This window comes from Halobaculum marinum, assembly GCF_029338555.1.
GTDB lineage: Archaea > Halobacteriota > Halobacteria > Halobacteriales > Haloferacaceae > Halobaculum > Halobaculum marinum.
This window is the reverse complement of the sequence record NZ_CP119989.1, coordinates 2,180,441-2,205,537: the sequence shown is the minus strand read 5'-3', so window position 1 is coordinate 2,205,537 and position 25,097 is coordinate 2,180,441. Positions and strand designations below refer to the sequence as shown.

Here is a 25,097-nt window from a genome sequence, read left to right as displayed (position 1 = left end):
TGAACGAGCGGTCGTCACTGTGTTCTGAGGATCGCACCACACGACACCGAAGCGACCGGTCCGAGCGGCGAGGCGCTCGCCGTTTGTTCGATCGTGTGTTCTGGTGGACGAACCGCTGAAGGACCGTCCGCAAACCGGAACGGGTATCGGCGGCGCCGCGTTCTCCGGGTGCATGGGAGTGTTCGATCGGCTCCTCGGTCGGCGCGCCGACGGGCCGACAGCCGACGGAGCGGGGACCACCGACGCCGCCGGTCCACGCGGCCCGTGGCGCGACGCCGACGGGTCGCCCACGAGTCCGCGGGGGGTCGCGCTGTTCGTCGACGGGCCGAACGTGTTCCGCGAGGAGTTCGACGTGGACTTCGCGGACCTGCGGGCGGCCGCCGGCGACGAGGGCGACCTCGTCACCGCGCGCCTGTACCTCGACGAGCACGCGACGCCGGGACTCATCCAGGCCGCGGAAGCCAACGGCTTCCAAGTGGTCACCACCAGCGGCGACGTGGACGTGAAACTCGCCGTCGACGTGGCGACGTTCGCGGCGGAGCGACGCGCGGCGACCATCGCGGTCGCCTCCCGCGACACGGACTTCAAGCCCGCGCTGGAGGTCGCCAACGAGTACGGCCTGCGGACGCTCGCCATCGCGCCGGGGAGCCACGGCCGGTCTGATGCGCTTCGTCGCAGCGCCGACGAGGCGGTGACGCTCGAGGAGTAGTCGTCGAAGGCCTCACTCCTCTCGGAGCAGGCGCACGTCCGATGCTGTCACCTCGACGATCACGTTCGCGCCAGTGCGCACGTCGTACCCGTCGACCGCGAGCGTCCGGTCTACGGCGCGTTCGCCGTCGAGCACCACCGCGAGGCGGTACTCACCGACCCGGCGTATCCCAGAGTCGACCGACTCGTACTCGCCAGGCGCGACGGAGAGGGTTCGGTCAACCAGCAGTTCGTCGGTGTGGTGGACACGTACCTCGACGGCGACCGTCGTCGCTCGGTCGTTCGCGACACGGACCTCGATGGGGTCGTCCGCCGTCGTCGTCGGTCGTCGTGTCGCGACGGTCGTCGTCGACGCTGGAGTATCGGTGTCGGTCGTCGGGCGAGTACCAGTGGTACAACCGGCGAGCGATGCGACTCCACCGGCGGCGAACGTCACGACGAGGCGCCGTCGCGTCAGAGTGGAGGGATCGTGGGGACACACGACCGGCGAAACCGAGGCCCGAGAGATAGGTCTTGTGCGGCGGTCACGCCAGCGGCGTCCGCTCGACGACCGTCCCGTCGTAGGTTGGGTACTGCTCGACGACCTCGCCATCGTCGAGGTCGCCCTCTGCGATCATCTCTTCGAGCAGCCACCACGCCACCTCGACGTGTTCGGACTTCACCGAGTAGAACTCCTCGGGGACCTCCAACTCCGCGAACCGCTCGGGGTCGGCGTACGTCTTGCCGTACACGAGCGTCCCGTCGTCGGTCACCTCGTCGAACGGGCGCCGGAGGTTGCGCGCCATCCGCTTGAGGCGGTTGCGGTGTTGGGCGGCGTCCTTGAACACGGAGGTGCAGAAGTAGACGCGCTCGTGGTCGCCCATCACGTCGAGGATGGCCTCCTTCGAGCCGTCGACGGCGGACATGTGCCCCTCCTGCAGTTCGAACCCCTGCTCTTGCATCCGGCGGTAGTTCCCGTCGCTCATCTCGAACTCGTTGATGTTGCAGAACTCGGCGGCGCCCTCGTCGAGGAACTCCAGGAACTCTTCTTCGGCGCGGATGCCGGGGATCTCGAAGGCGGGCGTCAGCCCCTCCTCGCGAGCGATGTAGAGGATGTCCTCCCACTCGGTGCCGTGGAGGTCGCCCCACTGCTCGACCGGCGGGTGGAAGCGAATCTCGTCGAGGCCCGCCTCCGACAGGCGGCGCATGTTCTCGCGGCCGCCCGTGATGCCCGTGTAGAGGTGGGTGTGGTGGTCCTCGCCGAACTCGTCTTTCAGGAGGCGGAGGTACCGACACGTCTTCTCCATCGCCTCCTGCGGTTCACCGCCGGTGATCGAGGTGCCCAGCGCCGACATCCGCTTGGCCTCCTCGATGACGTCCTCGTCGGACTCGACGAGGCGCTCGTTGGCGTACACGTCGGTGACGTTCTTGCGGTTCTCCCCGAGCGGACAGTAGAAGCAGTCGCGCTGGTCGCAGTAGCCGTACACGAACAGCACCATCTTCCCGCCCTTGGAGCACTGTTCACAGCCCTTCGAGATCATTCGTTGCTCCACGTTTCGGTCCGAGCGGCAAAAGCGGTGCGATAGTCGCCGTACGGTCGTGTGAGCCGTTGTCGCGGGGGATCGACGGCGGCGACCCCGGGCGCCGGTCTGGACCACGAAGCTCATACCGCTCCACCGCTCACTCCCCTTCTATGCCACGAGAGGCACGCAGACGGGAGTTCCTGCGGGCCGCGGGGGGCGCGCTGACGCTCGGCGCCGCGAGCGCGACGAGCGGCTGTCTCGGCGTCATCTCGGGGGAGGAACCGGTGACGCTGTCGGCATCGCCCGCGACAGTCCCGGAGACGGCGCTGGCGGAGACCGGGTACGCGGAGTATCGGGTCGAACCGCTTGAGGTCACGCGTGAGTTCACCGTCGCCGGGGAGACGCGCGAGGTGGTCGTCACGAACCATCTCGCCCAGTACGACAAGTCGGCCACCGTGTTCGGCGAGCGACTCCGGGGGGCCGTCTTCGCCGCGTTGTCGACGCCCGCCGTCGAACTCGGCGACCGCACGTTCAACCCCGTCGGCGACCTTCGCAGCCGCGAACTCGCCGAGCGACTGCTCGCGCGCTACGACGGCTTCGGCGACCTGCGCGCGGCCGGCGAGGAGACCGTTACGGTGCTCGGCACGGAGACGACCGTGGGGCTGTTCACCGCCGATGCGACCATCGCCGACGGCATCGAGGTGCAGGTGACGCTCCACGTCGCCGAGGCGGTCCGTGCGGGCCCCGACTTCGTCGTCGCCATCGGCGGGTATCCGAGCGTCTTGACGGGGCAGGAGGCGGACGTGCGGACGATGATGCAGTCGCTCGTCCACGACGAGGAGGCCGCGTAGGCGACGATGGCCCGACTCGCCGTTCACCGCCCGGGAGATCCGACCGGCCTCACGGGTGGAGGGCCGACGGAGTTTTCAGCGCCGCGAGGGAAGCCGGCCAACATCCAGGGGACCGAGGAGTGATGACGGACTTCGAACTCACCAGGCGTCGACTCCTCGCGAGCGGCGTCGCCGGCGCGGCGACGCTCGCGGGCGGTGCCGTGTTGTTGGACGGCGAGGACGCGCCGCCCGAGACGGCCAGCGTCGAGGACGAGCGCGCGCGAACGATGGCGGCGGCGCACGCGCCGGACCTCTACTTCGGCGTCGGCGAGCGGTGGTTCCCGACGGACCCGCGGGTGTACGCAGCGGAGTCGGGCGACGAGTCCGTCCTCGACGGGTTCACCGCGTTCGACGGGTACTCCCGCGACATCGACGAGGCGGGGGAACCGCCCCACCGCACCGCGTTCTACAACGTCGTCGAGTACGCCGACACCGACCTCACCGTCGTCCAGTACTGGTTCTACTCGGCGTTCGACCAGTTCACGACCAACTTCCACTGGCACGACTGGGAACTGCTGCAGGTGTTCCTCGACACGAGCGAGGAGACGGGCGACCCCGAGACAGGCGCGCCGCAACTGCTCGTCGCCTCGGCGCACTCGCGGTCGGTTCCGAACAACGAGTTCCTCGACCCGGAGACCGACCGCGCGAGCATCATCAGCGAGGTTGGGAGCCACTCGTCGGCGCTCGGGGTGAACGAGACGAAGGCCACCTTCGAGCGCCTCCCCATCGCGACCGACATCGCCGACATCTCCAACGGCGTGTTCGCCGTCACGGAAATTCCGGCGGCGTACGGACTCCCTCGCGGCGAAGGGTACCGGCTCCCGTTCGCCGTGCCCGAACTCGACGGCGATCCGATCTACGAGCACCCCGACCTGCCGAACGTCACTCGCGACCACCTCGTCCCGGCCGAGATGACGGTCGGCTCGTTCGCGGGGCTCCCGACGCCGCCGAGCGACCTCCCGTTGCGCGAGACGGGCCACCAGTTCGCCTTCGTGGAAGCCGACACGGCGGCGACGGCGGACTACACGTACGAGTTGGCGCCGATGAGCGAGATGACCGTCGAGGAGTTCACCGGTCCGCAGCTCTCGTTCGAGTTCGCGGTCCCCTCGTTCGCCGAGGACGCCATCGCCTCCCACATCACGACGACCGGGACACCGAAGACCCAGCCGCGGTACCGCAACCCGATCGCCGACGTGACCGACCCCCGTCACCGCTCGGCGCTGTCGGAGCGGTTCGACGTCGACGTGGCGGGCCTCGCGGGTGACGTGGTCGGCCTGTTGCGCGAGGCGACCAGCACCGACGACACACCGGGGAGCAACGGCGTCGAGACGACCGATCCGACCGTCGAAGGGGTCGCACTGCTGGAGTCCGACCCGGTCGCCGTCCCGACGTTCAATGGGGTCGTCGCGCTGCGAGACGTGCCGGAAGGCGACCACCGGCTCACGGTCAACGGCGCCGGCGTCGCGCCCTACAGTCAGGGGCTGACCCACACCGACGACGGCGAGGCGACGACCGCCGGCGTCGACGGTGAGGTGGTCGTCGCCGCCAACGAGGACGCCGTGAAGGTGCGTGCGGAACCGGCGTCGGACGCGCCGGGGGTCGCCCGCATGGCCGTCGAAGACGACGTGGCGGGGAGGGTGTTCGACGCACCGCCGCCGACCGGCGACGACGACGAGAGCGACGACCGCGGCGTCGCCGTCTACGCCCACCGTGAGGGTGCCTACACCACCGAGATCGAAGACAGCGAGGGCGGGATCGGCGCGTTCCGCGTCAACCCCCGCGCGGGGCAGTCGACGGCGACGCTGGCAGACGTGCGTACAGGGAAGGCGTCACTCACGTCGTTCTTGCTCACGCTGTTGACGGAGACGACGGCGCAGGCGGCGGTGTTCGAGGACGGCACCCCCGACGGCATCGACGAGGTGGACGTGCCCGACAGCACGACCGAACAGGAGGGCGACGCCGCCGCGGTCGTCGACGCGGTGGTCGGCGAGACGACAGAGACCGTCGACTCGGCGGTCGACGACGACACTGTCGACGAGGAGACGAACACGACCGACACGACCGATACGGTCGACGCGACGAACACGACCGACTCGACGACAGACACCGTCGACGGGTCCACCGAGACGACGAACACGACCGAGGATACGGTCGACGACACGACCGACACCGTCGACGACGAGACGACTACCAACACCACGACTGCGACGGAGACAGCGACGGCGACCGCCACCGACGACGACGACGGTCGCGGCGACGTCCTCGACGACCTGCGGCTCCAGACGGACGGCTTCACCGGCTTGCTGAACGCGCTCCGGGCGGGGACTCGAGCGGCACAACGCGCCGACGAGGCGGCGAAAGCGGGCGACGCCGAGGCGGCGGACAACCGGCTCCGTGGACTGCAAGAGCGGACGGCGGCCATCGCCGACGCGATCGAGCGGAACCGCGAGACGCTCCCCGACCAGTTGCCCGAGTTAGTCGAGCGACGACTCCCGCAGGTGGAGACTCGGATCGAGCAGGCGCTGACGGCAGAGCGCTGACCCCCGGCGACGGTCACCGCGCCTCGTAGTTCTCGGAACTGAGATCCGCCGGGAACCATTTTTGTCGGGCCGATGACCTCGGTAGGATAATATGTCTCGCGGGGCGGCACGCGCGGCCGTGGCGGTCGCAACGCTCGTGGTGACGGTCGCAGCGATAGGCGCAGCCAGCGGCGGCGTCGGCTACGCGGCCGCGGCGACGGGCGCCGTCCACGGGTCCAGCGACGCGCTCGGCGGCGGCGCGACGGTGGCGGCGGCTGGCGCCCCGGTGATCACGGATTTCAGCGTGACGAACCCCAGCGGGTCGACCATCGAGGTGCGATTCAACAGCTCCGAGCCGATAGACGACGTGCTCGTGGGAATCGACCGCGAGTCGAGCCTGGAGGACACCCTCGACCGAACGGACTTCACCGAGAGCGGGTCGGGTCCGTACACGTACGTCGCGACGTACACCGCTGCCACGGACGGGAACTACACCGCCGAACTGTCGCAGGCGCTCGACGCTGACGGGAACAACGGCGCCGGCGACGGGAGCTACGTCGCCGCGACGACGGTCGACACGGCGGCACCGACGATGACCGGCGTCTCGCTCACCGACGCGACCGACGCGAACGGCGTCGTCGCCGACGGTGACGGGGTCGCCGTCGAGGCGACGGTCGACGACGCGACCTCGAACGTGTCGTCGGTGACGGCGAACCTCACGGCGTTCGGCGCGGGGACGGTCAACCTCACCGACGACGACGGCGACGGCACGTACGACACGACGGTCGCCGTCGACGAGGCCGCGGCGAGTGCCGACGGCACCTACGCCGTGACGGTGAACGCGACCGACGACGCGACGCCAGCAAACCAGAACACGACGACGACCGGGACGCTCGAGTTGGACACGACGCCGCCGGCGCTGTCGTCCCCGGTGTTGGAGAACGCCACTTCCCCGGGCGACCCGGTCGGCAACGGGAGCGACGTCCTCGTGGCGGTCGACGCTACGGACGCACGGACCGCGGTCGACACGGTGACGGCGGACCTGTCGGCGTTCGGCGCGGGGACGGTCACCCTCACCGACGGCGACGCTGACGGGACGTACGACACGACGGTCGAGGTCGACGAGGCGGCGGCCGACCCGGACGGTGACTACGCGGTGACGCTGACGGCGACCGACGAGGTCGGCAACGTGAACACGACGACGACGCCGCAACTGGAACTCGACACCGCACCTGGAATCACCGCGTACGCGGCGACCGTCGCGACGGGCCAGAATGTCACGATCAGCTTCCAGAGCGACGAGCAGTTGGGGACCATCGTCGTCGAACTCACCGGCGACACGACGGCCACGCTCACCGAGTCAGACTTCTCAGAGACCGGATCCGGGCCGTACGACTACGAGGCGACCGTCTACATCGGCACGGACGGCACCGTGACGGCGACGCTGACCACCGCCGCCGACGCGTCGGGGACGGACGGCGCCGCGGGCCAGTCGGCGGACGCGACCGTCGACACGACGCCACCGGTCGTCGGACCCATCCTCCTCAACGACGCCGACGACGCCGACGGGGTCGTCGCAGATGACGACGGCGTCCGCGTCGCCGTGACGCCGACCGACGCCACCTCGACCATCGACACGGTGACGGCTGACCTGTCGGCGTTCGGCGCGGGGACGGTCAACCTCACCGACGGCGACGGCGACGGTACGTACGACCGGACGGTCGCCGTCGACGAGGCGGGCGTCGGCGCGGACGGGACGGCGAGCGCGACGGTGACCGTCACGGACTCCCGCTCGCAGACGAACACCACCTCCGGCGGCACCCTGACGGTCGACACGACGGCGCCCTCGGTGTCGACCGTGACCGTCGTCGACGGCGACGGCGACGGGTCGGTCGTCGACGGCGAGGACGTCACCGTCACGGCGACTGCGACCGACGACACCGCGACCGTGGTGTCGGTGACGGCGGACCTGTCGCCGCTGGGCGCGGGCCAACTCACCCTGACCGACGGAGACGGCGACGGTGTGTACGAGGCGACCACGCAGGCTGGGCCGGGCGGCGTAGAGGGGTCCTCGACAGTCGTCGTCGAGGCAGCCGACGACCCCGACAACCGCGGGACGAACTCGACCGCCGGCCCGGTGTACGACGCGGGAGCACCGACGGTGACGCCCGAGCCGTTGTCCGACGAGACGGACGCGAACGGCGCCGTCGGTGACGGCGACGTCGTTCGGATCGCGGCGTCGGTCACGGACGCCGCGGGCGTCGACACGGTGACGGCGAACGCCTCGGCGTTCGGCGCCGGGATCGTGCAGCTCACGTACAACAGTTCGGGCGACGTGTGGGACGGGACGGTCACGGTCGACCGGACCACCGCGTTCGACGACGGCGACTACCCCGTCTCCGTGAACGCCACCGACGTCGAGGGGCAGTCGGTCGTCGTCGACACGACCACGCTCAGTCTCGACAGCACGCCGCCGTCGGTGTCGTCGGTGTCGTTGACCGACGCCGCCGACGGTGACACGGTCGTCGCGGACGGCGGGACGGTCCGCATCGTCGCCGATGTGACCGACGCCGGCGGCGTGGCGACCGTGGAGGCCAACCTGACGGCGTTCGGCGTCGGCCCGGGGAACGTGAGCCTGTCGTACAACAGTTCGCTCGGCGCCTACGAGGCGACCGGCGTCGTCGACGCCGACGCCTCGGGCGCAGCGGGTGCCGGCGCCCACGACGTGGTCGTGACCGCCGTCGACGGCGAGACGAACGAAGCGAGCGCGGCGAGCAACACAGTCACGGTCGACACGGCGGCCCCCAGCGTCGACACCGTGACCGTGGCCGACGGCGACGCCGACGGCCGGGTGACAGACGACGAGTCGGTAACGGTTACCGCGACGGTCACCGACTCCGGGACCGGCGTCTCGACCGTGGAGGTGGACCTGTCTGCGCTCGGCGTTGGCCCCGGAAACACGACGCTCACCCACCAGTCGGGCGACACCTACGAGGCGACCGTGACCGTCGACGCCGCAGGCGCCGGGTCGGACGGCACCGTCGCCGTGGCGGTGGTCGGGGTCGACGCCGCCGGCATCGCGACGACGAACGGCTCGGCGTCGCTCGCGCTGGACACGACCGACCCCGCGCTGTCGAGCCTGTCGGTGACGGACGCGACCGACGGCGACGGCGTCGTCGTCGACGGCGACGTGGTTCGCGTCGTCGCGACGGCCACGGACGCGACCGCCGTCCAGATGGTGGAAGCCGACCTGTCGGCGTTCGGCGTCGGCCCCGGCAACACGACGCTGACGTACAACAGTTCGCTGGGCGCCTACGACGCGACCGGCGTCGTCGACGCCGGCGCCACGACCGACGGCGACTACGGCGTCGCGGTCAAGGCGACGGACGCCGAAGAACTCGCCGCGAGCGCTGAGTCGCCGTCGACCGTCCGGCTGGACTCGACGGCACCGTCGCTGACGAACGTGAACCTCGTCGACGACGCGGACGGGGACGGCGTGGTGAGCGACGGAGACGCGCTCCGTGTCGAGGCGACGGTCACCGACGCGACAGCCGTGGTCGACCCGACGGTCAACCTCTCGGCGTTCGGCGCGGGCGACGTGGCCCTGGTCCACCAGTCGGGCGACACGTACGCCGCGACGGCGCCGGTCGACCGCGCCGCCGCCGCCGGCCAGGGGAGCCACGATGCGACCGTGACCGTCGACGACGGGCTGGGCCACACCGCGACGGCGACCACCGGCAGCCTCACCGTCGACACGCCTCCGACCGTCGAGGCGTTCGACCTGACGGCCGCCGGCGACACCGAACTCGTCGTGACGCTCCGGGCGAGCGAGCAACTCGACGCGCTCACGGTCGAGGTCGACGGCCCCAACGAGACGACGCTGGCGCTGGGCGACTTCGGCGAGACGTCCCACGGAAACGGGTCGTACACCTACGACGCGTCGTGGACGCCGGCGGCGACCGGTGACTACGCCGCGACCGTCACTGTCGCCGCCGACGCGAACGGGAAAGACGGCGCCGACGGGCAACTTGCGGCCGCCAGCACGACGACGAACGGGTCGGGGTCGGACGGCGACGGCGGCGAGTCGGTGACGACGGAGACCGTCGTCGTGACCCGCGAGGTGGAGGTGAACGCGACCGACGACGACGACAGTACAGCGGACGACGGCGAGGACGGCCCCGCCGTCCGCGTCGAGGCGACGTCGAACGCGACGGCGACGGTGCGCATCGAGGACGCCGCGCCGAACGAGCCTGTGACGGCCGTCTTGGAGTCGGAAACGAACGACAGTTCGCTCGTCGTGCGCGGGTTGGAGACGACGGCCAACGCAACCAGCTACGACCTCGGGGTGTCGGTGACGACCGACCCACCGGCGTCGCTGTCGACCGCGGGCGACGGTGACGAGGACGGAGAGCCCGCACCGACCGTCCCGAGCGACGACGTGCTCGGCTACGTGACGGTCGACCACTCGGTGCCGGACGACCAAATCGACTACGCGATGTTCTCGTTCGAACTTCCGGCAGAACGCCTCGACGAACGTGGCGTCGACCCCGGCGAACTCCGCTTGTTCCGCCTCCACGACGGCGCCTGGCAGTCGCTGGAGACCGTGCACGTCGCGACGCGCGACGGCGTCCACGAGTTCCGTGCGGTGTCGCCCGGCTTCTCGGTGTTCGCGGTCGGGCGAGCGGACGCCGGACGACCCTCCGTCGTCGCCACGAGTCTCGACCGTACCCACGTCGTCGGCACCGGCGACGTCGGCGTCTCGGTCACCCTGCGCAACGATCGAGAGACGCCGGCGACGCGGACGGTCGAACTGTCGCTGGGGGGCGACCTCGTCGAGACGAGAACTGTCGTGGTCGCCGGGAACGCGACCCGGACCGTCTGGTTCCAGCGGCGCGTGAACGCGAGCGCGCCCGGCGCACCCGAGCGGCTCCGCGTCGCCGTCGACAACCAGTCGGTCGGGACGGTGCGGCTGTCGACCGAGTCGACGCCGACCGCGTCGCCGACGACGCTTCCCACGACTGCGGCGGCCACGGCGACCGACGCACCGTCCGCTGACGGACAGTCGACGACGGCGCTCCCGTTCGCGCTCCCGTTCGGGTCGCGCGGATCGGGCGCGGCGGTCGTCGTGGGCGTCGCCGCGGCGCTGTTCGCGGCGGCGAGGCGCTTGCGGACCCGGTAGGCGACTCCGAGCGCGGGTGTCACTCTGCGGTTAGGCCGGGTCGGCGGTCGGGTGCGGGGGTCGCTTCCATTCCGGGAGTCGACTGAGCGGGGCGTCGCAAGCAGGTCCGCGACTCGCGAAGACGTGTCCGTGATGTGCTCGCGCGGCTGAATATGCACGCTCGGACGCCGCCGCGGAGCGCTCCAGATTCCGGCGCTCGACGGGGCGTGAATCGGCGGCGACGCCGGCGCGGTCTGCGACTCGTTCCCCGGGAAGGACAACCGTTAGGTACGCAGACCCGTAAGCGGAGGTATGACCGAGGAGACCGATCTCGAAGAGCTTCGACGCGGGACGGAGCTCGTGAAGCGCGGCTTCGCACGGATGCAGAAAGGCGGCGTCATCATGGACGTCGTCGACAACGAGCAGGCACGGATCGCCGAGGACGCGGGCGCGGTCGCCGTCATGCACCTCGAATCGGTGCCGGCGGACATCCGCAAGCGCGGCGGCGTCGCGCGGATGGCCGACCCCGGGAAACTGGAGCAGGTCATCGACGAGGTGTCCATTCCGGTGATGGGCAAGTGCCGGATCGGTCACACCGCCGAGGCGCAGATTCTGGAGGCCGCCGGCGCCGACATGCTCGACGAGTCCGAGGTGCTCACGACCGCCGACGAGCGCTACCACATCGACAAGCGGGAGTTCACCGCGCCGTTCGTCTGCGGCGCCCGCAACCTCGGCGAGGCGCTGCGCCGCATCGACGAGGGCGCGGCGATGATCCGGACGAAGGGCGAGGCCGGCACGGGCGACGTGAACCAGGCGGTCACCCACCAGCGCAGTATCCAGCGCTCTATCCGCAAGCTCTCGGGCATGAACTACGAGGAGCGCGACGAGTGGGCACGCAAGAACGAGGCACCCCGCGACCTCGTCCACGAGACCGCCGACATGGGCCGGCTCCCGGTCGTCAACTTCGCCGCGGGCGGCATCGCGACGCCCGCCGACGCGGCGCTCATGATGCAGCACGGCTGTGACGGCATCTTCGTCGGCTCCGGCATCTTCGGCGCCGAGGACCCGACCAAGATGGGCGAGGCCATCGTCCAGGCCGTCAACAACTACGACGACCCCGAGACGCTCAAAGAGATCGCCAAGGGCATCGGCGCCGGCATGAAGGGCCAGGCGAACGAGACGATGCCCGAGGAGGAGAAGCTCCAGGGCCGCGGCGTCTGAGTCGGTCGACACGGCTCACCACTGCCCACCACCCGCCGACTGCCGAACGTTTTTCAGCGAACACGCGACCACAGCGGCGCGTCCGTCGTGATCTGACGACCGCCGCGGAGTGCACGCAGGTGTGCGACACGCCGCTTCGCGGAGTCACCTCGCCGTGTCGCCTGTTCGCCCAGCCTCTCGATGGGGCGCTTCCGCGCCACCCACTGGACGGACTCGCGGCGACCGCCACCGCCGTCGCGTTGATACCCACGGCGCCCCATCTTCCGTCGATGAGCGACACCGCCGCCGACCCGCTCGCAGACGTGGACCCGGACCGACACCCGGTGATTCTGTTCGACGGCGTCTGCAACCTCTGTCACGGGACGATCCGCTTTCTCGTCCGCCACGACGACGCCGGCGTGTTCCGGTTCGCACCGCTGGAGTCTCCCGTGGGGGAGGCGCTCCTCCGCGAGCGCGGCCTCCCGACCGAGGGCCACGACTCGTTCGTGCTCGTCGAGGGCGACGACACGTTCCAGAAGTCGACGGCGGCGCTGCGAGTCGCGCGACGGCTCGGGCTCCCGTGGCGGCTCGCGTGGGAACTGCGACGGCTCCCGCTCGGCGTCCGCGACGCCGTCTACGATCTGGTCGCCGAGTACCGGTACGACGTGTTCGGCAAGAAGGACGTCTGCGAGGTGCCAGAGCCCGAGGTCAGAGCGCGGTTCGCCGAGCGCGCGCTGGAGTAGTCACAGCACCGTCGCGCCGCGACCGACCTCCGTCTGATAGGCGCGCGCGCCGACGCCGGCGTCGGCGAACGCCTCCACCATCGCCGCGGCGACTGCGCGCCGACAGCCCGGTTCGGGGACCGCGAGGACGCTCGGCCCCGCGCCGCTGACGGTGACGCCCGTCGCCCCCGCCGCGAGCGCGGCCTCGCGGACGTCGGCGTAGCCGGTGATGAGTTCTGCGCGCGCCGGAGTGACGACTGGGTCGTCCATCCCCCGCCCCACGAGCTCCGGGTCGGAGCGACACATCCCCGCGGTGAGCGTTGCGGCGTTGCCGACCGTCTCGACGTGGTCCGCCATCGAGAGCGTGTCTGGAACGACCCGACGGGCGTCGCGCGTCGACACGACGACCTCCGGGAGACACGCTACGAGCGGCAGGTCCGCGTCGACGCTGGTGGCGCCGTCGTCGCTGCGGACGACCGTGAAGCCGCCGAGCAGCGACGGCGCGACGTTGTCGGCGTGCGCCTCGCCGGAGACGACCGCCTCTCCTTCGGCGGCGACCGGGACGAGGTCGTGGGCCGAGTAGCCGCGGTCGTACAACTCGTTGAGCGCGACCGCGGCGGCGGCGGCGGAGGCGGCCGAGGAGCCGAGTCCCGAGGACGGGCGCACGCCCTTGTCGATGTGGATGTGGGCGGGAGCGTCGAGCGCCTCGGCGACGGCGCCGACGACGTTCTTGTCGGGGTCGGTCGGGATGTACTGGGCGCCCGCGCCGCTCACCTCGATAGTCGTCTCGGCGGCGCGTTCGACGGAGACGGTGTCGGCGGGGTGCGAGAGCGCGACGCCGAAGGTGTCGAAGCCGCTGCCGAGATTCGCGCTGGTGGCGGGTGCGCGGGCGGTTACCATGCCGCGTCGGTCCGTCGCGGCGGGCAAAAGGATGACGTTCGACGCGAGGTCGGTCGCTCCGTCGGGTGTCGGTGGGGCGTCGCGGTCGACCGTCTCAGCGGCGCGAGACGACGAACACGAGCGGCCCGACGACACACAGCACGATGCCGAGGAAGAGGTAGTGCACCGGCACGAGCGACTGTGGCGTCAAGAGGAAGATCACACCGAACAGCATCGTGTTGAGCGCCATCGCCTTCCGGGAGACGGGCAGTGTCGCGAGTGTCGTCAGCACGAACCCGAGGAGCAGCGCCTGACCGACGTTGTACGGGAGCAGGAAGCTGTCCACGACCTGGAGCGGGATCATCTGTTGGTTGTGACTTGGCCCGGGCCGCCGCATTAACGTTCCGTTCTCGCTCGTTTCTCAGCCACCCCGCGATGACTGGACTCCGGGTGGGTACCGATCGGGTTCGGCGGGTCGTTCACCGCGTCTGGTTGGCGTCGCCGGATTCGCCACCATCGTGATCGGCGCCGGGCGCGTCAGTATCCGCTCGGTCGGACGTGCCGTCTCCCACGGTCGGTTCCATCCCGCGGTCACCGGCCGGGCCGGTGATGTCGAGTGGGCGGATCCAGCCGTACCACACGAGGAACACGGTGACGCCGTAACCGAGGATGAAGACGAGTCGCCCGAGCCCGTTGTAACCGAGGACGCCGAGTTGACGACGGACGATGCCCGTGCCGGCGATACCGACCACCAACACTGCCGCGAGCAGGAGTCGGTCGCGGGTGAGCCGGTCGCGCAGTCGCGTGCTGTCGGCCATACCCCTACTCGGGGACCCGCGAAGGAGAACCCCGCGATCCGAAGGGAGCCCGTGGCCGGCGGTGGCACGCCCCCGCAAACGATTTGTCCTCGGGCCGGACGGCGTACCCATGGACTACCGGCCGGTTCCCGACACCCACGAGGACGCCCTCGACGCCGCGCTCGTGTACGCCTTCTCCCCCGAGCGCGGCCCAGACTACACGCCCGAGGGCCCCGACCGACCCGACTCGTTCCACCCGCGCGCGATGTACGACGCACCCGCCGAGCGACGCGACGATCCGAGCGCCGATGATCTCACGGTCGTCTGCGGGTACTACGACTTCTCGATGCAGATCCGCGGCGAGGTCCACGAGGCAGGTGGCGTGTCCGCAGTCGCGTCGCCGCCGGAGTACCGCCGCGAGGGGTTGGTCCGCGACCTGTTGACCGCGGTCCACCGCGAATTCCGCGACGACGGCGTCGCGTTCGCCACACTGTGGCCCTTCGAGTTCCCGTTCTACCGGAGACTCGGATACGCACGCGTGAACGACTACTCGCGGACGACGGTCGCCCCCGACGCGCTGTCGTCCGCGTGCCCACCCGCCGAGGGGACGTACGAACGCCTCGACCCGGACGACTGGGCGCGCGCGGACGACGTGTACGCGGCGTGGGGGCCCGCAGACCTCCGCTTGGACCGGTCGGAGGAGTGGTGGCGAACTCGGGTGTTCCAGTCGTGGCAGACGGACCCGTACGTGTACGGCTGGACCGCGGGGGACGCCGGGGACGACCTCGGCGGCTACCTCGTCTACACGGTCGAGGACGGCGACGACGGCAAGACGCTGGCTGTCAGCGAGTTCGCCTATCGGGACCGAGAGGCGCGTGGACACCTGCTGCGCTTCTGTCGGAACCACGACTCGCAGGTCGAGCGCGTTCGGATCCCGAGCACCGCCGACGAGCGCCTGTTCGACGACCTCGACGACCCCCGGGCCGCAGAGACGGAGGTCCGCCCGGGACCGATGGTCCGCCTCGTGGACGTGGCCGCGGCGCTGGAGTCCATCTCGTACCCGGTGGACGTTGAGGCAGAGGTCGTGCTCGACGTGCGCGACGACACCTGCCCGTGGAACGACCAGCCGTTCCGGTTGCGTGTCGCCGGCGGTCGCGGCACCGTCTCGGCGGTGGAGACCGACGCCGCGGGAGTTACGCTCGGCGTGGGCGCGCTCTCACGACTCGTCGTCGGATCACACGGGAGCGACCGGCTCGTCGAGATCGGTGAGGTGGAGGTCGACGACGAGACGCGGTCGGACCTCGCGGCGGCATTCCCGAGGACGGAGCCGTTTCTTCGGGAGGGCTTCTGAAACGAGAACTGACGGTGAAAACCCGTGTTGCCGTCGCTTACTACGTAACGGACCTACCGGTAGTGGTCGTGTTGGTGGGCGCCAAAAAATCGTGAGTCGGTTCGTCTCTCGTTACGGCGCTTCCTCATCGGCGAGGACTTGAGACGTGTCGCCCGAGGCTGCGGTCCAGACGACGCGCACCATGTCACCCTGGCTGTATGGTGCGGTGTCGTTTCCGAAACTGACACCAGCTGAAACACTACTGTCCGCTGAAGCGACTGAGGTCCCGGCCACCGTCAGGTTGAGGCTGTCGTCAGCAGAGATCGTGTCTCCTCCCGTGTGAGTTGCATTCACGCCGTTGCCACCGGAGCCGTAGTCGAATTGGAAGTTCGCGTTCGGTGCCGTCTGCTGGAAGCTGTTGCCCAGTCCGAGGACGAACGAGCCGATGACTGCCGCGAGGATCACGGTGATCGCGACCATCAGGATGACGCCGATGACCGGCGAGACGGCGCGGTCGTCGTCGAAGAGTTGTGTGAAGTCCATTGTTGGAGCTCGTACAGGCGCGCGGACCGGACCCCGCGTTCGCACTGTGTTCGTTCCACGGAACTTACCTTTACAAGTTAAAGCCAACGACCCTAGTATCGGACGTGAGAAACACGTCGCTCACTGGGGCTCACTACTCGACGGTACCGAGCGCTCCAGCGGGGCCGTGGACGGCGTCACTCGCCTCTCTGGCGGTCGTCGAGCGCCGAGAGACAGTGTGATGTGACTCAGCGATGTAGTGTACGGAAATTGGGTGGCTGGGGAGCCATGGCCCCAATTCTCGCCGGCACCACACCGGCGAATTCTTGGATGGGCCAACGCGGATTTGAACCGCGGACCTCCCGGTTATCAGCCGAGCGCTCAACCTGACTGAGCTATTGGCCCAGGTGAGCGCATCTACGGATAGTGGAAGGGATTGGATAAGCGTTTCCGTTCGCGATCGCCGCTACGTCATGCGGTTGCACGCCGCAGTCGTCGGGTGGTGGCCCCTCACGTCGACCGCTCGCGGTCGTCGTCGTCGACCTCCTCGAAGTCGACGTCAACCACGTCATCGTCGTCGCGATTGGCGCCGCGGCCTTTGGAGTCAGAGCCGGCACCGGGGCGCCCGCCGAAGTCGACGCGGGTGCCGCCCGCGCCGCCTGCACCGCCCGCGCCGTCTGTGGCGTCGGCGTTCGGGAAGCCCGCGGTCCAGACGTTCCCCGTGACGAAGCCGTCCGCCTGCTTGTCGAGGTACGGGACGACGACGTACCGACGCAGCACCTCGCGGATCGGGTAGCGCGTCGGCGGCAACGCGAGGAGGAACCCCAGCGCGTCGGTCACCAGGCCGGGCGTGAGGAGGAACGCGCCGGCGGCGATCAACAGCGCGCCGTCGAGCACCTCGCCGGTCGGCGCTTCGCCCCGAGACAGCTTTCGCTGGACCGCGCGGAGGGTGTGACGACCCTCTGCGCGCACGAGAAGCATCCCGAGCAACCCGGTGAGAACGACCAGCGCGACCGTCTGCACGGGCGTGATGACGTTCGAGGCGACGTACAGCAGGAACGCGGCGTCCGCGAGCGGGATCGCGAGCAGGGCGACGATCAGGTAGCGGACCCGGATGCGCATACCACGCGTTCCCCGCGCGGCGTGTATAGCCCTTTTCGTTGTCACACCGGTGCCCCGCCGGCGTGACCCGGAGTGACCGTGGGCAAACTGACGCGGTGACGTCCCCGCGGCGGCGTCGACCGCGAACGCCGACTTTACGCCGGGCGGCCTCCGAACGTCGGTATGACCGGAGAGACGCGCGTCGAGTGGCGCGAGTGGGGCGCCGACGCGTTCGCCGAGGCCGAGCGAACCGACACGCCGGTGCTGCTGTTCCTCACGGCGACGTGGTGCGACGACTGCCACCGGATGCTCGTCGAGACGTTCGGGGAACCGCGCATCGCCGCCAACGTGAACGACGGCTTCGTCCCGGTGAAAGTGGACGTCGACCGGGAGCCACGCGTCCGCGAGCGCTACAACATGGGCGGGTTCCCCTCGACCGTGTTCGCGACTCCCTCGGGCGAACTGCTCACGGGCGCGACGTACCTCGGCCCGGACGGGTTCCGATCGGTGCTCGACCGCGTCCGCGAGACGTGGGACGACAACGGCGAGGAGGCCGGGCGCGTCCCGCGCGCGCTCGCGGGCGGTGAGACGCCCCACGGCCCGGTGACGACCGCCATCGAGGCGCACCTCGCGGGGCAACTCGACGCCCAGTGGGACCCCGAGTTCGCCGGCTGGGGCGACGACGCCAAGTTCCCGATGCCCCGGACCGTCGAGTTCGCGCTCAAGCGCGACCGCTACAAGGCGACCCAGACGCTCGACGCCGTCGAGCGCAACCTCGTCGACGACGACGGCGGCGTCTACCGCTACGCCGGCGCGCGCGACTGGTCGGACCCGGCGCGCGAGAAACTCCTGGCCGACGACGCGGGGGTCCTGCGCGCGTTCGCGAACGCCTACCTCTACACCGGCGACGAGTCCTACCGCGAGGTCGCCGACGAGATTCGGGCGTTCCTCGACGCCGACCTGTGGTCGGGGTTCGCCTACGGCGCCAGCGTCGGGCCCGACGGCGAACGAACCGACCTGACCGCCTACGCCGGGGGCAACGCGCTCGCAGCGGACGCGCTTCTCACGCTCGCAGCGTACACCGACGACGAGTCCGCCCGTGCGGACGCCGAGCGCACGCTCGCGTACCTCCGAGAGACGCTCGTCGACGACGACGGCACCGTCCGCCACGCCGACGAGGCGGACACCGAGACTGACCTCCTGTCCGACGTGGCGCGCACGACGGCGGCGTTCTGCCGCGCCGAGTCCGTCCTCGGGTCGGGCGTCGACGTCGCCCGCGCGGTCGCCGACCGGGGGGTCGAGGTGCTGGGCGACGCCGACGCATTCCGCGACGGCCCCGCCACGGGTGCGGGGATGCTCGACCGTCCCCTCCGCCCCATCGACGGCGTCGTCGAGTTCGCGGACGCGCTGCTCGACCTCGCGGCGCTCACCGGCGAGGACGAGTACCGCGAGCGCGCGGAGGCCGCCGTCGGCGCGTTCGCCGGTGCGACCGAGCGGATGGGCGTACAGGTCGCCGGCTACGGCTCCGTCGCCGCCCGCCTCACCAGCGACCCGCTCGTCGTCGACGTGGGTGCGCCCGTCGGCTCGGACCTCCACCGCGCGGCGCTGCGCGTCGCCGACCACGAGAAGGTCGTGGTCCCCGACAGCGAACGTGTGGACGCCGGAACGGCGGTCCTCCGCGGTCGCGACGCCGACCCCGCCGAGTCGCCGGAGGCGCTGCTCCAGTCAGTCGCCGACACCGCGCGGTGATGAGTCCGACCGCCGACGTGCGGACGGAGTCGGTTCGTGTCTGACGCGGTAAACCCAGGGTGAGTTTTTTCACCCCCCAACCCGTGGCGCGTGTATGGCAGACCTTCGTGACCTCGGCCTCTCCGAGTACGAGTCCCGGGCCTATCGCGCACTCCTCGATGCGGGCCCGGCAACGGCAAAGGAGTTGTCCGAGGCTAGCGGCGTTCCGATGGGGCGGGTGTACGACGTGCTCAACAGTTTGGAGCGCCACCGCCTCGCGCGGAGTCAGGCCGCGAGTCGCCCGAAGAAGTACCTCGCGGTCGAACCCGACGCCGCGCTCGACCGACTGTTGGAGGAGCGCAAGCGCGAACTCGACGAGCAGGCCAAGCAGTACGAGGCCGTCGTCGACGACCTCGCGACGGAGTTGGAGGCGGGCGACCCGCCCGACGAGCAGTTCTGGACCGCCGCGCTCGGCCCCGAGGAGACGGCGGACCTCCTGCTCGAACGGCTGTCGGCGGCAGACGATCGCGTCGTGATGATCGCCGCGGCCCCCGCGTCCGGGTTGGACATCGGCGACGTCGGCGAAGCGATCGCCGAGGAGTTGGAGGCGGCGCTCGAACGCGGCGTCGACGTCTCGCTGCTGTTGTCTGAGGAACTCCCGTCGCAACTCCCCGAGAGCGTCGGCGAGCGCTACTTCGAACGGATGGCCGATCACCCGAACTTCACCGTGCGAACGGCGCCGGGGCTGCGCGGGACCTTCACGCTCGTCGACGACGCAGAGGTGTGTATGGAGGTGCCGAGCCCGGTGGACCCGGGCGAGTCGTTCGCGATGATCGACCTGAAGGACCCTGAGTTCGCCGGCGACGTGCGGCGGACGTTCCGCGAGCGGTGGGAGCAGGCGAGCCCACTCGGACTGTGAACTGACGGGGCGTTCGGACCGACAGCACAGAACCAGCGGGGAGCGGCCGCCGCGAGAAGGGGGCTCGACCTCAGTCGGCTAACTCGTCGCGGAGGGTGCCCATCGAGATCTCACGCTCGGCGTGGGCGTTGTGCTGGTGGATCGACTCGTCGTTCGACTGCTTCATGTGGACGACGACGTCGTCCTCCAGGTGGTCGTACGTCTCGACGACGTCCTCGGCCATCGTGCGCACGCAGTCTTCGACGAACTTCGCGTCCGCGTGGGCCTGGTACGTCATGTGGTCCTCGTCCGGCCGCTTGGCGTAGTTGTAGATCCGCGCGCTCATCGAGTCGCGGGCGGTGTCGATCACGTCGAGCAGGTCGACCTCGGGCGCCCCCTCGGCGGTGAACGTCAGCGTGGCGTGGCCCCGCTGGGAGTGTCCCGGCTGGGGGACGGCGTCGAGGAACGCCTCGGCGGTCTCGTCGTCGACGCCGAGTTCGTCGAGTTTGTCTCGGGCGCGCGACTCGGACATCCCCTGCGAACACGGGCAGACGGTCATGCCGGTGACCTCGGCCCCGATCTCCTCGCGCGTCCCCTCCTCGTCGGCGACGGCGCTCGCGATGACCGTGAACGTAGACTGCGTCTCGCGGCCAGACGCGGGGGTGTCCTCGCGCGTCGCCAACTCCGCGGTCATCTCGATCTTCGCGGTCGTCGTGTAGTCGTGCTTCTCCAGCAACCGATCGGCGGCGTCGCCGCAGACGTCCTCGATCCGGTACGCCTCCTCGCGCGTGGCCGCCTCCAGCACCTCGTCGATCACTTCCATGTTCCGACTCATGTCGATCCCCTTGCGCTCGCCGGGGAGGTCGACGAACACCGAGAACTCCGCCATGAACACCCACGGACGGTCGTCACCGCGGTCGATCTTCACGAGCTTCTCGACGCCGGTGACGCCGACCTGACTCAGTCCGACGGAGACGTCCGGCCGACTGGCCTGCACGTCCGGCAACTGGTGGCTCATTGAGTAGATACGTACACGGGACCACGCTGATTAGTGGTTTCGAAAGGTGAAGCTTCATACCGCTACACCGCGGTCGGGTTCGGCGGTCAGTCGCCGCAGTCAGGGCCAGTCGTCGCGCGTCTCTTCGGCGAACGGATCCGAGTCGTCGTCTGGGTCGGTCAGTTCCCACCCCGCCGCCCCGGCGGCCTGCTCCAGCGGGAGGAACTCCCACCCGGTCTCCTCGGCGACCGCGCGGTCCTCGTCGGTCGTCCCGACGAACACGTGGCGGTCGGTGTCGAACTGGCGTTTCACGTTCTCCAGCGACTCGTTCACACCGCGTGGTCCGGAGAAGAAGTCCTGCCGGACGCGGTGCTTGCGGGTGAAGTTCGTGACGACGTAGGTGGGCTTCTCGGAGACGACGCCGACGTACTCGGTCCACCCACGCGCGTCGTTGAACACCGCGTTCGGGTCCGCCAACGACTTGAGCGCGTCCAACTCGAACGCGAGCGTCATGTCGCTCGAACCGGCGTTATCCATACTCGCGTTCCGAGAGTGGCGCCGAAAACGGTGTCGGTCCGACCGCCGGCGTGCCGTCGGCGCCCAGACGGTCGGCCGTTGCTCGCTCCCTCGACGTCGGGGGGCTACCGACGGACCGGCGACGGCGCGCCCCCGTCCGGCGCGGCCTCGCGGTCCTGCTCGGCGGGCGGCCCGTCGGTCGTCACCGGGGCCGCGGTCGTGGCCTCCACCACCCGGTAGTACGACGTGAACACCACGACCTCACCGGGTTCGAGCCCCGGCGCACGGACCGCCTCACCTCGCGACAGTTCGTACAGCGCGCTCTTGTCGCGCTCGCTCAACTGATCGACGTGCCGAACCGTCGCCCCCTCGGGCACCGTCTCGGCTCGACGCACCACCAGTGGTCGGCCGTTTCGTGTCACGTGGTAACGTTTACCATGGATGGTACATAGCTCTTGCGCCGTGCGAACGCACTACAGTGTCCCGAAGAGTCAACGCCGGCGCGGTCGCTGGCCGGGAACGGACGCGTCGAGAGAAGCGAGGTCGCGAGTCGTCGTCGCTCGGTTACTCGGGGGTCGCGCCCTCGGTCTCAAGGTCGTCGACGGAGAAGCCCTCGGTCATGAGCAGGTCCTCCTGCCCGCTCACGTCGACCTGCTCGCGCATGAGCTGTTTGTACGCGGACTGAGGGGCGAGGTTGCCGATCAGGACGCCGCCGACGATCTTGCCGTCCTTCAGCGCGAGGCGGCGCCACTCGTCGTCGTCGACCTTCCGCATGACCTCGTCGTCGCCGAGCGTCGGGTGCCCGAACGAGAGGAACGGGAAGTCGAAGTGGGTGATGGAGTACGAGGACACCCAGCGGAACTCCTCGGAGCCGTGGTCGAGCATGTTCTTCGCTGCGATGGTGCCCTGCTCTTTCGCGCTGCCCCACGCACCGTTCTGGGCCTGCTCGCCGAGGATCACGTCGTAGAAGCGCGTGATGTCGCCGGCGGCGAACACGTCCGGGTCGCTCGTCTGCATGAACTCGTCGACGACGATGCCGTCGTCTGTCTCGATGGACGTGCCCTCGACGAGTTCGGTGTTGAGGTTGAGGCCGATGGCGACGCCGGCGAAGTCGGCTTTGTAGCTGTCGCCGTTGGGGTCGACCGCGGTGGTGACGTGGCCGTCGTCGTCCGTCTCGAAGTGGTCCACGCCCGACTGGAAGACGGGTTCGACGCCGCGCTCGCGCATCGCGTCGTGCATGATCTCGGCGCCCTCCTCGTCGAGCGCGTAGCGCCACCACGAGTCGCCGCGCATCAGGTACTTGCCCTCGACGCCCTGCGCGCCGCAGATGGCCGCGAGGTCGATGCCGAGCAGCCCCGCGCCGACGATGACGGCGTCCTCGGCGTCCTCGGCGGACTCCCGGATCCGGCGGGCGTCCTGGAACGTCCAGAAGTGGTGGACGCCCTCGGCGTCGCTCCCCTCGACGGGGAGCTGCTGGGGCGTGCCGCCGACGGCGAGCAGGAGTTTGTCGTACTCCAGCACGTCGCCGGTGTGGGTCTCGACCTCGTGCTCGTCGGTGCGGATGTCGACGACGAGCGTGTTCAGTTCGAGGTCGATGTCGCGCTCATCGTACCACCCGTCGTCGTGGATGGAGATGGGCGCCTCGGGGAGCTTCCCCTTGGCGAACTCTTTGATGAGGATACGATTGTAGAGGGCCTCTCCCTCGTCCGTGATCACGGTGATGTCGGCGTCGGGCGCCTCCTCACGGAGGGTTTCGGCGGCAGAACTGCCGGCGATCCCGTCGCCGATGATGACGAACGACTCGCTCATACCCGCGCTTCGGATTCGGGGTTAATGTGGGTTGCTATCGACGTGAGGCTTCACGGGAGTCCGTAACAGGGGTATCCACAAGTCCTAGAGGTGTGTAATGAGGGCCGTCGGGAGTGCCGGTTCGCCGCACATTCAAGGGTGTCCGACCCCAACGACGGCGTATGAAGCTCCGGCAGAACGTCCGCCACTGGGCGGCCAAGCGCGCGCTCACGACGCCGGTCGTCGGCGGCTACGTCAACGACAAACTCGTCGGGATGCACACCGACATCTTCCTCGGCAAGACGGCGGAGGCGAACCGCGAGGAGCGCCGCGAGCACCTCGACGACTTCTTCGACGCGACGATGGACACGTACGTCGCCGCGCTGGAGGCCGGCTTCCCCGAGGCGGAGGCCCGCGAGATCACACACGTCCAGGCGAACTTCGACTTCTTCAACCACGGCTGGGCGGAGATGATGGAGATTCCCAGCGACGAGTTGGAACAGCACTACCGCCGCTACGAGGCGTTCTTCCAGCGCCACGGCATCACCATCGACGACCCGCTCGGCGAGTTCCGGCCCGCGGACGGCGTCGCCGACGCCCCGACCACGCCCGAGCGGATGGCCGAGGGCGAGTTCGAGAACGCCGTCGCGGGGTTCGCGGACGACGCCTACGTCGAGGACGCCGACGGGGAACTGCACGTCGGCGGCGCCGAGGAACCCGACGACGTGGACGTGTCGCTGGCACCCGGTGCCGACGAGACCGACCTCGACGACGAAGCGAACGCCGACTGACGAAGTTGCCAGTGGTGGCGACTACTCCTGCCAGTCCGGGTTCGGGCGCGGCGGACTGAAGATGTCGACGCCCTCCACGACCTCGTCGCCCCTGTTCTCGGCGCCGTGGACCTCCTCGCCCGCGAGGACGTACGAGTCGCCCGCCTCGCAGACGACCTCCTCGCCGTCCGCCAACAGGAAGGTGAGCGCCCCCGCCGTGATGTAGCCCGCCTGCTCGTGGTGGTGGCTGTGAGACGGCACCGTCGCCCCCGGCTCGATGGTGAAGTGCTGGACGCTCATCTCCTCACCCGTCGCCAACTGCGCGAGGTGGACGCCGGGCACCGCCTCCGTGTCGCCGTCTGGGTCGTGTGGGTCGTGCTCCATACCCGTGGGCGCGACGGCGACCGACTTAGTTCCGCGGGCACGGCGGGTGCACGCCGCGGGCGCACGCACCGGCCAGTCGACCCACGGCTGCGGTGACAAGGTTCAATCCGTGGGACGCGCAAGCGCTCGGTATGTACGCCGTCGTCGGGTGCCGTTCGTGCGGCACCTACTGGCTCCTCTCGGACCCCGACAGCCAACAGTCGGCGACCTGTCCGACGTGTTCGACGCGCCACCCCACGAAGCGACTCAAGCGCTTCTACGAGTCGGAGGACCGCGCCGCAGCGGCGCAAGCGCGAGCGAAACTGCTGGCCGACAAGCGCGGCGACGCCGAGGCGTTCGAGCGCGCGGGGACGGTGGCCGAGTTGGAGCGGGAGGTCGAAGCGTTCGAGGGCGCCGTCGACGACCGCGAGTACCTCGAACGGTCGGGGCTGGACCCCGATGAGGTCGCCGCCGCGGGCGCGTCTGAGTCGGGTGGGTCGCGCTCGCGTGACGAGGTCGTCCGCGACGCGCTCCGCGAGGGGAACCGGACGGAAGACGCGGTCGTCGACTACGCGACGGACCACGGCGTCCCAGCGGAGGCGGCGCGCGACCTGCTCGACCGCCTGACGCGACGCGGGGAGGCGTCGGAGTCGCGCGGCGAGTATCGACTCCTGTAACCGCCCCGGAGCGTTTATCACGAGGAGCGCGG

Annotated in this window: 22 protein-coding genes, 1 tRNA gene and 1 pseudogene; 11 read left to right on the top strand and 13 right to left on the bottom strand. The window is 69.9% G+C overall.

The window, feature by feature from the left end:
* The first annotated feature begins 172 nt into the window (after positions 1-172).
* The gene (locus tag P0R32_RS11420; protein ID WP_276237131.1) at positions 173-709 is read left to right on the top strand and encodes an NYN domain-containing protein; all 537 of its coding nucleotides are present in this window, start codon (positions 173-175) and stop codon (positions 707-709) included.
* A gap of 12 nt (positions 710-721) precedes the next feature.
* On the opposite strand, the gene P0R32_RS11415 is transcribed toward P0R32_RS11420, so the two are convergent.
* Together P0R32_RS11415 and P0R32_RS11410 are read right to left on the bottom strand one after the other, a co-directional pair.
* Positions 722-1,144 carry an Ig-like domain-containing protein gene (locus P0R32_RS11415; RefSeq protein WP_276237130.1) on the bottom strand — a complete coding sequence of 141 codons (423 nt, stop codon included), beginning with the start codon at positions 1,142-1,144 and terminating at the stop codon, positions 722-724.
* Between the two features lie 88 nt (positions 1,145-1,232).
* The gene (locus P0R32_RS11410) at positions 1,233-2,228 is read right to left on the bottom strand and encodes a radical SAM protein (RefSeq protein WP_276237129.1); all 996 of its coding nucleotides are present in this window, start codon (positions 2,226-2,228) and stop codon (positions 1,233-1,235) included.
* A 152-nt stretch (positions 2,229-2,380) separates the two neighbouring features.
* On the opposite strand from P0R32_RS11410, the gene P0R32_RS11405 reads away from it, so the two are divergent.
* The 5 genes from P0R32_RS11405 to P0R32_RS11385 all read left to right on the top strand — a co-directional run bounded on the left by P0R32_RS11405 (position 2,381) and on the right by P0R32_RS11385 (position 12,720).
* Positions 2,381-3,061 carry a DUF6517 family protein gene (locus tag P0R32_RS11405; RefSeq protein WP_276237127.1) on the top strand — a complete coding sequence of 227 codons (681 nt, stop codon included), beginning with the start codon at positions 2,381-2,383 and terminating at the stop codon, positions 3,059-3,061.
* Positions 3,062-3,183: 122 nt separating this feature from the next.
* Positions 3,184-5,640, top strand: coding sequence for a hypothetical protein (locus P0R32_RS11400; protein ID WP_276237126.1), 2,457 nt, complete (start codon positions 3,184-3,186; stop codon positions 5,638-5,640).
* 91 nt (positions 5,641-5,731) lie between these two features.
* Complete coding sequence (locus P0R32_RS11395; RefSeq protein WP_276237125.1) at positions 5,732-10,798, top strand: PGF-pre-PGF domain-containing protein; 5,067 nt, start codon at positions 5,732-5,734, stop codon at positions 10,796-10,798.
* Positions 10,799-11,089: 291 nt separating this feature from the next.
* A complete protein-coding gene (gene pdxS / locus P0R32_RS11390; RefSeq protein ID WP_276237124.1) occupies positions 11,090-11,998 on the top strand; it encodes a pyridoxal 5'-phosphate synthase lyase subunit PdxS in 909 nt (302 codons plus the stop codon).
* 269 nt (positions 11,999-12,267) lie between these two features.
* A complete protein-coding gene (locus P0R32_RS11385) occupies positions 12,268-12,720 on the top strand; it encodes a thiol-disulfide oxidoreductase DCC family protein (protein WP_276237123.1) in 453 nt (150 codons plus the stop codon).
* Here the strand turns inward: P0R32_RS11385 and P0R32_RS11380 are convergent, their stop codons facing one another.
* The 3 genes and pseudogenes from P0R32_RS11380 to P0R32_RS11370 all read right to left on the bottom strand — a co-directional run.
* On the bottom strand, positions 12,721-13,599 hold the full coding sequence (locus tag P0R32_RS11380; protein WP_276237122.1) for a homoserine kinase: 879 nt from the start codon (positions 13,597-13,599) through the stop codon (positions 12,721-12,723). It lies immediately after the preceding gene.
* A 94-nt stretch (positions 13,600-13,693) separates the two neighbouring features.
* Positions 13,694-13,942 carry a DUF8006 family protein gene (locus tag P0R32_RS11375; protein ID WP_276237121.1) on the bottom strand — a complete coding sequence of 83 codons (249 nt, stop codon included), beginning with the start codon at positions 13,940-13,942 and terminating at the stop codon, positions 13,694-13,696.
* 232 nt (positions 13,943-14,174) lie between these two features.
* A pseudogene (locus P0R32_RS11370) lies at positions 14,175-14,396 on the bottom strand (DUF7996 family protein); the annotation flags it as partial.
* A gap of 109 nt (positions 14,397-14,505) precedes the next feature.
* Here P0R32_RS11370 and P0R32_RS11365 point away from each other — a divergent pair.
* Positions 14,506-15,726 (top strand): GNAT family N-acetyltransferase, encoded by a 1,221-nt coding sequence (locus P0R32_RS11365; RefSeq protein ID WP_276237120.1) that lies wholly within the window; start codon positions 14,506-14,508, stop codon positions 15,724-15,726.
* 111 nt (positions 15,727-15,837) lie between these two features.
* Here P0R32_RS11365 and P0R32_RS11360 read toward each other — a convergent pair whose 3' ends face one another.
* The 3 genes from P0R32_RS11360 to P0R32_RS11350 all read right to left on the bottom strand — a co-directional run bounded on the left by P0R32_RS11360 (position 15,838) and on the right by P0R32_RS11350 (position 17,343).
* Positions 15,838-16,248 (bottom strand): type IV pilin N-terminal domain-containing protein, encoded by a 411-nt coding sequence (locus tag P0R32_RS11360; protein WP_276237118.1) that lies wholly within the window; start codon positions 16,246-16,248, stop codon positions 15,838-15,840.
* Positions 16,249-16,558: 310 nt separating this feature from the next.
* Positions 16,559-16,632 (bottom strand) — tRNA-Ile (locus P0R32_RS11355).
* Positions 16,633-16,737: 105 nt separating this feature from the next.
* The gene (locus P0R32_RS11350; RefSeq protein ID WP_276239398.1) at positions 16,738-17,343 is read right to left on the bottom strand and encodes an FxsA family protein; all 606 of its coding nucleotides are present in this window, start codon (positions 17,341-17,343) and stop codon (positions 16,738-16,740) included.
* 168 nt (positions 17,344-17,511) lie between these two features.
* Between P0R32_RS11350 and P0R32_RS11345 the strand changes: the two genes are divergently transcribed.
* On the top strand, positions 17,512-19,077 hold the full coding sequence (locus P0R32_RS11345; RefSeq protein WP_276237117.1) for a DUF255 domain-containing protein: 1,566 nt from the start codon (positions 17,512-17,514) through the stop codon (positions 19,075-19,077).
* 94 nt (positions 19,078-19,171) lie between these two features.
* Positions 19,172-19,975, top strand: coding sequence for a TrmB family transcriptional regulator (locus P0R32_RS11340; RefSeq protein WP_276237116.1), 804 nt, complete (start codon positions 19,172-19,174; stop codon positions 19,973-19,975).
* A 70-nt stretch (positions 19,976-20,045) separates the two neighbouring features.
* On the opposite strand, the gene mptA is transcribed toward P0R32_RS11340, so the two are convergent.
* The 4 genes from mptA to P0R32_RS11320 form a co-directional block, all read right to left on the bottom strand.
* Positions 20,046-20,972, bottom strand: coding sequence for a GTP cyclohydrolase MptA (gene mptA / locus P0R32_RS11335; protein ID WP_276237115.1), 927 nt, complete (start codon positions 20,970-20,972; stop codon positions 20,046-20,048).
* A gap of 99 nt (positions 20,973-21,071) precedes the next feature.
* Positions 21,072-21,488 (bottom strand): DUF7124 domain-containing protein, encoded by a 417-nt coding sequence (locus P0R32_RS11330; RefSeq protein ID WP_276237114.1) that lies wholly within the window; start codon positions 21,486-21,488, stop codon positions 21,072-21,074.
* Positions 21,489-21,592: 104 nt separating this feature from the next.
* Positions 21,593-21,865, bottom strand: a complete 273-nt coding sequence (locus tag P0R32_RS11325; protein ID WP_276237113.1) for a hypothetical protein — start codon at positions 21,863-21,865, stop codon at positions 21,593-21,595.
* A 166-nt stretch (positions 21,866-22,031) separates the two neighbouring features.
* Positions 22,032-23,276 (bottom strand): NAD(P)/FAD-dependent oxidoreductase, encoded by a 1,245-nt coding sequence (locus P0R32_RS11320; protein ID WP_276237112.1) that lies wholly within the window; start codon positions 23,274-23,276, stop codon positions 22,032-22,034.
* Positions 23,277-23,437: 161 nt separating this feature from the next.
* Here P0R32_RS11320 and P0R32_RS11315 point away from each other — a divergent pair, with 161 nt between their 5' ends.
* Positions 23,438-24,046, top strand: a complete 609-nt coding sequence (locus P0R32_RS11315; RefSeq protein ID WP_276237111.1) for a DUF6149 family protein — start codon at positions 23,438-23,440, stop codon at positions 24,044-24,046.
* Positions 24,047-24,067: 21 nt separating this feature from the next.
* On the opposite strand, the gene P0R32_RS11310 is transcribed toward P0R32_RS11315, so the two are convergent.
* Positions 24,068-24,409, bottom strand: a complete 342-nt coding sequence (locus P0R32_RS11310) for a cupin domain-containing protein (protein WP_276237110.1) — start codon at positions 24,407-24,409, stop codon at positions 24,068-24,070.
* 131 nt (positions 24,410-24,540) lie between these two features.
* Between P0R32_RS11310 and P0R32_RS11305 the strand changes: the two genes are divergently transcribed.
* Positions 24,541-25,065: a DUF5817 domain-containing protein gene (locus P0R32_RS11305; RefSeq protein ID WP_276237109.1), complete on the top strand. Its 525-nt coding sequence runs from the start codon at positions 24,541-24,543 to the stop codon at positions 25,063-25,065.
* The last annotated feature ends 32 nt before the right edge of the window (positions 25,066-25,097 follow it).

Excerpts from the sequence above, each read along its gene's own strand:
- P0R32_RS11420 (WP_276237131.1), top strand. The coding sequence starts at position 173 with ATGGGAGTGTTCGATCGGCTCCTCGGTCGGCGCGCCGACGGGCCGACA.
- P0R32_RS11410 (WP_276237129.1), bottom strand. The coding sequence starts at position 2,228 with ATGATCTCGAAGGGCTGTGAACAGTGCTCCAAGGGCGGGAAGATGGTG.
- P0R32_RS11405 (WP_276237127.1), top strand. The coding sequence starts at position 2,381 with ATGCCACGAGAGGCACGCAGACGGGAGTTCCTGCGGGCCGCGGGGGGC.
- P0R32_RS11400 (WP_276237126.1), top strand. The coding sequence starts at position 3,184 with ATGACGGACTTCGAACTCACCAGGCGTCGACTCCTCGCGAGCGGCGTC.
- P0R32_RS11395 (WP_276237125.1), top strand. The coding sequence starts at position 5,732 with ATGTCTCGCGGGGCGGCACGCGCGGCCGTGGCGGTCGCAACGCTCGTG.
- pdxS (WP_276237124.1), top strand. The coding sequence starts at position 11,090 with ATGACCGAGGAGACCGATCTCGAAGAGCTTCGACGCGGGACGGAGCTC.
- P0R32_RS11385 (WP_276237123.1), top strand. The coding sequence starts at position 12,268 with ATGAGCGACACCGCCGCCGACCCGCTCGCAGACGTGGACCCGGACCGA.
- P0R32_RS11380 (WP_276237122.1), bottom strand. The coding sequence starts at position 13,599 with ATGGTAACCGCCCGCGCACCCGCCACCAGCGCGAATCTCGGCAGCGGC.
- P0R32_RS11375 (WP_276237121.1), bottom strand. The coding sequence starts at position 13,942 with ATGATCCCGCTCCAGGTCGTGGACAGCTTCCTGCTCCCGTACAACGTC.
- P0R32_RS11365 (WP_276237120.1), top strand. The coding sequence starts at position 14,506 with ATGGACTACCGGCCGGTTCCCGACACCCACGAGGACGCCCTCGACGCC.
- P0R32_RS11360 (WP_276237118.1), bottom strand. The coding sequence starts at position 16,248 with ATGGACTTCACACAACTCTTCGACGACGACCGCGCCGTCTCGCCGGTC.
- P0R32_RS11345 (WP_276237117.1), top strand. The coding sequence starts at position 17,512 with ATGACCGGAGAGACGCGCGTCGAGTGGCGCGAGTGGGGCGCCGACGCG.
- P0R32_RS11340 (WP_276237116.1), top strand. The coding sequence starts at position 19,172 with ATGGCAGACCTTCGTGACCTCGGCCTCTCCGAGTACGAGTCCCGGGCC.
- mptA (WP_276237115.1), bottom strand. The coding sequence starts at position 20,972 with ATGAGCCACCAGTTGCCGGACGTGCAGGCCAGTCGGCCGGACGTCTCC.
- P0R32_RS11330 (WP_276237114.1), bottom strand. The coding sequence starts at position 21,488 with ATGGATAACGCCGGTTCGAGCGACATGACGCTCGCGTTCGAGTTGGAC.
- P0R32_RS11320 (WP_276237112.1), bottom strand. The coding sequence starts at position 23,276 with ATGAGCGAGTCGTTCGTCATCATCGGCGACGGGATCGCCGGCAGTTCT.
- P0R32_RS11315 (WP_276237111.1), top strand. The coding sequence starts at position 23,438 with ATGAAGCTCCGGCAGAACGTCCGCCACTGGGCGGCCAAGCGCGCGCTC.
- P0R32_RS11310 (WP_276237110.1), bottom strand. The coding sequence starts at position 24,409 with ATGGAGCACGACCCACACGACCCAGACGGCGACACGGAGGCGGTGCCC.
- P0R32_RS11305 (WP_276237109.1), top strand. The coding sequence starts at position 24,541 with ATGTACGCCGTCGTCGGGTGCCGTTCGTGCGGCACCTACTGGCTCCTC.